Annotated in this window: 6 protein-coding genes; 2 read left to right on the top strand and 4 right to left on the bottom strand. The window is 36.7% G+C overall.

The features are described from left to right. From AC06OU_RS03205 to hemW, 4 genes are all read right to left on the bottom strand, one after another. On the bottom strand, positions 1-1,048 hold a 1,048-nt coding region (locus AC06OU_RS03205), incomplete at its 3' end, for an Hsp70 family protein (protein WP_475853933.1). 87 nt (positions 1,049-1,135) lie between these two features. After that, on the bottom strand, positions 1,136-1,717 hold the full coding sequence (gene grpE, locus AC06OU_RS03200) for a nucleotide exchange factor GrpE (protein WP_475853931.1): 582 nt from the start codon (positions 1,715-1,717) through the stop codon (positions 1,136-1,138). 17 nt (positions 1,718-1,734) lie between these two features. After that, positions 1,735-2,772 carry a heat-inducible transcriptional repressor HrcA gene (hrcA, locus tag AC06OU_RS03195; RefSeq protein WP_475853929.1) on the bottom strand — a complete coding sequence of 346 codons (1,038 nt, stop codon included), beginning with the start codon at positions 2,770-2,772 and terminating at the stop codon, positions 1,735-1,737. 96 nt (positions 2,773-2,868) lie between these two features. Continuing rightward, a complete protein-coding gene (gene hemW / locus AC06OU_RS03190) occupies positions 2,869-4,002 on the bottom strand; it encodes a radical SAM family heme chaperone HemW (RefSeq protein WP_475853927.1) in 1,134 nt (377 codons plus the stop codon). A gap of 254 nt (positions 4,003-4,256) precedes the next feature. On the opposite strand from hemW, the gene AC06OU_RS03185 reads away from it, so the two are divergent. Both AC06OU_RS03185 and AC06OU_RS03180 read left to right on the top strand, forming a co-directional pair. Beyond that, positions 4,257-4,589, top strand: coding sequence for a DUF3889 domain-containing protein (locus tag AC06OU_RS03185; protein ID WP_475853926.1), 333 nt, complete (start codon positions 4,257-4,259; stop codon positions 4,587-4,589). 158 nt (positions 4,590-4,747) lie between these two features. After that, positions 4,748-4,930 (top strand): hypothetical protein (locus tag AC06OU_RS03180; RefSeq protein ID WP_475853924.1); only part of this gene is annotated, 183 nt, incomplete at its 3' end.

The following is a 4,930-nucleotide window of genomic DNA, read 5'->3' as shown; positions in this document are numbered from 1 at the left end:
CACCTTGTACTGCTGCTCCCATTGCTACTACTTCATCTGGGTTAACACCTTTATGTGGCTCTTTACCTGTTTCTTTTTTAATCGCTTCTTGTACAGCTGGAATACGTGTAGATCCACCAACTAAGATAACTTTATCAATTTGTGAAGAAGATAATCCAGCATCTTTTAATGCCTGACGAGTTGGAACCATTGTACGCTCTACTAAATGAGCTGTTAAATCATCGAATTTAGCACGAGTCATTGTAACTTCTAAGTGAAGTGGACCTGCCTCACCAGCAGTGATAAATGGTAATGAAATTTGTGTTGAAGTAACACCTGAAAGATCTTTTTTAGCTTTTTCAGCAGCATCTTTCAAACGTTGCACTGCCATTTTATCTTTAGAAAGATCAATACCGTTATCCTTTTTAAACTCTTGTACTAGGAAATCCATAACTACTTGGTCAAAGTCATCTCCACCAAGACGGTTGTCCCCAGCTGTAGCTAGTACTTCAAATACGCCATCTCCAAGTTCAAGAATAGATACGTCAAAAGTACCTCCACCTAGATCATAAACAAGGATTTTTTCATCGTGATCCATTTTATCTAAGCCGTAAGCTAGCGCTGCAGCAGTAGGTTCGTTAATAATACGCTCAACTTCTAGACCTGCAATACGTCCAGCATCTTTTGTAGCTTGGCGTTCTGCATCATTAAAATATGCAGGAACAGTGATTACTGCTTTTGTAACTTTTTCTCCAAGGTATTCTTCTGCGAAGCCTTTTAAATATTGAAGGATCATTGCTGATACTTCTTGTGGAGTATAGTCTTTACCTTCAGCACTTACTTTTTCACTAGTTCCCATTAAACGTTTAACTGAAGAAATTGTATTTGGGTTTGTAATAGATTGACGTTTAGCTACTTCCCCAACCTGTTTTTCGCCATTTTTAAAAGCTACTACAGATGGAGTCGTACGATTTCCCTCTGGATTTGGAATTACTTTTGGCTCTCCGCCTTCTAGTACAGATACACATGAGTTTGTTGTTCCTAAGTCAATACCGATAATTTTTGACATACAATTTTCCTCCTAATAAATACTGTTATATGCAATTTATATTATAACTGGCAACCTAATGGACACCAATAAAAATCAGTTTATATTTTATTCGTTTACTTTTACCATTGCTGGTCTAAGAATTCTATCCTTCAATTTGTAGCCTTTTTGTAGTTCTTGAAGAACAATACCTGAATCTTGGTTTTCGTCTTTTTCCTGCATAACTGCATGATGAAGATTTGGATCAAAAGGTTTCCCCTCTGACTCAACTGATTCTAATCCTTCTTTTTCAACAGCTGCTACAAGAGAACGATAAACCATATCTACACCCTTAGTTAAAGAAATCGCTTCTTCAGATGTAGCTTCAACAGCTAGTGCTCGTTCTAAGTTGTCTAATACAGGTAACAGATCGTTAAGTAAAGATTGGGCACGATATTTATAGTCTGCTTCTTTATCTTTTTGAACACGACGTTTGTAGTTTTCAAAGTCAGCACGCAGTCTTACCGTACGATCTTGTTCTTCTTCTAACTGTTGTTTCAAAAGAGTTAGTTCGTCTACTTCTTCTACTTCAGTAGCTTCTTCTGATACATCTGCTTCTTTAGTTTCGTTAGCTTCTTCAGTTACCATCTCTTGTTCTGCTGATTCTTCTTCAGTCGATACATCTTTTACTTCTTCTTTTTGATTTTCCATTTAGCAGCAACTCTCCTTTATTCGTGTTGACCTCTTAATATTCTAGACAACTCTCTAGATAAGTCCCCACTCATTACATCCAACAAAGACACTACACGTTTGTAATCCATTCTCGTGGGACCTATGATGGCAATAGAACCACTTTGTTCTTCTCCAATATCATAAGAAGCTGTGATTATACTGCAATTATTCATTCCAAATTGGTTATTCTCAGAACCAATACTGATATTGATGCCTTTTTTGTTCAAATGGAAAAGTCCAGGGAATTCATTGACGTGTTCCATCCAATACATAATGCTTTTTGCTTTTTCCACATCATTAAATTCAGGCTGGCTTAACAATTGCATTTTTCCACCATAGTACACTTTATCCTCATGCTCGATGATCATCGCTTGGTTTAGAGAACCAAGAAGGTCATTTAACCTACCGTTATTCTGACGTAAGACGAACTGAGTGACAGCTTCTAACTTCATTTGTAGCTCGTGTAAATATACACCAACTAAATGTTCGTTTATGATATTGACCATTTTTTCAATATCGGAAGCAGTAAAGGCCTCAGGAATAGAAAAAACTCGATTTTCAACATGACCACTGTCCGTAACGATTATAGCTACTGCCGAATCGTCTGTAAGAGGAACGATTGAAAATCTTTTGACTCGATGCTTTCTCACATCTAAGCCTAACATAATAGAGGTATAGCTCGTTAGTTCAGACAAAATATTAGCTGACTTTCGAATTATTTGCTCCGTCTCAACCTTTCTTTCCTCGAAAACAGAACGAATTTGTTTAATCTCTTCTTTTGAAATCATTTGTGGAGTTAGTAAGTTGTCTACATAGTAACGATAGCCTTTTTCTGATGGCACACGGCCAGAAGAAGTGTGAGTCTTTTCTAAATAACCCATATCTTCTAAATCTGCCATTTCGTTTCGAATCGTAGCAGGACTAAACGGTACTTCCTCCTTTTTCGAAAGTTGACGAGATCCAACTGGCTGAGCGGTATCAATAAAATCATCCACCGTTACTTGCAATATTAATAATTGCCTGTTAGTTAGCATGATTATCACCTCTGTTAGCACTCATCTGTAGAGAGTGCTAATACTCATATAAAACTTATCAAATCTAAAGAAAACTGTCAACGATTATGCGCCAAATTATTTAAGGAAATATTGAAATACTTCATTACCTACAAAACGTCCTCGAGTTGTAAGGAAAATGTGGTCTTCTTCTAAAACCACAAGCTCTTTATGAATTAACTCTTCGATTTCTTTCCCGTATACCTCATGCAAGGTCTTGCTGTATTTTTGTTCAAAGACGGTTAAAGAAACTCCTCTGTTTTTTCGAAGACCTAAAAACATCTCTTCTTCCATCTTTTCTTCATAAGTAACCTTTTTTTGCATCATAATAGGCTTTTCACCTAAATCTAGCTGCTGCATATACTTTTTAAGAGGGCCATGATTAGAATATCGTATTCCATTTACATAACCATGGGCACCAGCCCCTAATCCAACATATTCGTCATTGTTCCAATATAAAAGATTATGCTCGGAGGCTTTTCCTTCATGAGAAAAATTACTAATCTCATATTGGTGATATCCGTTCGCTTTCATTTCATCCATTAAGAATCCATACATTTCAGCTTCTAAATCCTCACCAGGTAATGATAATTTCCCTTTTGATAGAAGGTTATAGAATATGGTCTTAGGCTCAACTAGTAGCGAGTAGGCTGAGATATGGGGTATCTTCAGCTTAAAAGCCTCTTGGAGGGATTCCTTCCATTGCTCCATCGTTTGATTTGGCAATCCATACATTAAATCAATGCTTATAGAGGGGAAATTTGTTTCCTTCGCATATTCAATTACTTTATAAACATGTTCATTGGAATGGGTTCTACCTAATATTTTTAACAAGTCTTGATTGAAAGTTTGCACTCCCATGCTTAATCTATTCACACCAAATTTTCGCATGAGCTGCATTTTTTCCAGGGTAAGCTCATCTGGATTAGCTTCTGATGAGAACTCCTTAACATGATTCAGTGGGATATGCTCTTGGATAAGCGTTAACAACCGATCTAACTGTTCAAGTGATAAAGAAGTAGGAGTTCCACCACCAAGAAAAATAGTTTCTATATGCCCTTTCGATAAGTCGTCTTTCCAAAGAGCCATTTCTTTTCCTAAAGACTCAATATACTCATCTACTGGCTGATTATGAAAATAGAATTTATTAAAATCACAATAATTACATATTTGATGACAAAAAGGGATGTGTATATATACTCCGCGTACCATTATTAGCCTTCTTTCTACGTTCTTTTATAAATACGAAGAAGGAGGCAATAGTGCCTCCTTCTCCTAGTTATTTATCAAGCATCAAATATTGCACTAATTTGAATACCGTTTTCCGTAATTACCTACGTAAATTATAGCTTATAATTCATGTTCCTTCAAACTATTGAAATTACACAGGGTTTTCCGATTTATTTATTAAGTTGGAATGATTTTAAGCAAGATAACCATCTTAAAGAAAAGGAGATGGTATGAAGATGATTAAAAAAGTGTTTATAGCCATAGGTATATGTATGTTAGCAACCACTGTGACCATGAATATGTATTCAAGCACATATGCTCAAGACCAAGTTCCAGCATACGCGAAATGGGGAAAGTTAGCGGTAAAGGAGACACAAACTAAATATCCAAATGCGACTATTATTGACTACTTGCATATAGGAAGTGAAACAAAAGAGGATTCAACCATTGAAAGGTTTAAATTGTGGATGAAGGATGGCAATAAGGAATTTGGAGTTTTTATAAATATTAAATATACAACGGAAACAGGTAAATTAGTTAATATTGAATTTCAAGAAACTTCTCAGTAAATAAAAAAACATGGAGAGCTTAGAAAACTCTCCATGCTCATACCAGTATCGAACTCTCACCCATTGTGCTAATTGCTTTTGTGACACAGAAAAAAGCATCTCTTTTAAGATGCCTACAGTCTTATTTCTTTTAAATATAGAAGTAACGCGAGGAAGAGTTGATTTCCGCTACGAACGGACGCTTTCCGCGGGCACGGCTCCAGCCGCTTCCCTCGCTGCGCTCAGTCCAGGGTCTTCAGCTCGCGCTGTTCCCGCTGGAGTCGCCGTTCTTCGCTCCAATCAACGGGGCCTCCTATAAAATGAATGAGGTTGATAGATATGATGACGAAAAATCAAACCAA

The organism is Psychrobacillus sp. (assembly GCF_056205495.1).
Note: the sequence above shows the minus strand (reverse complement) of the source record. Positions and strands in the feature narration are given on the sequence as shown.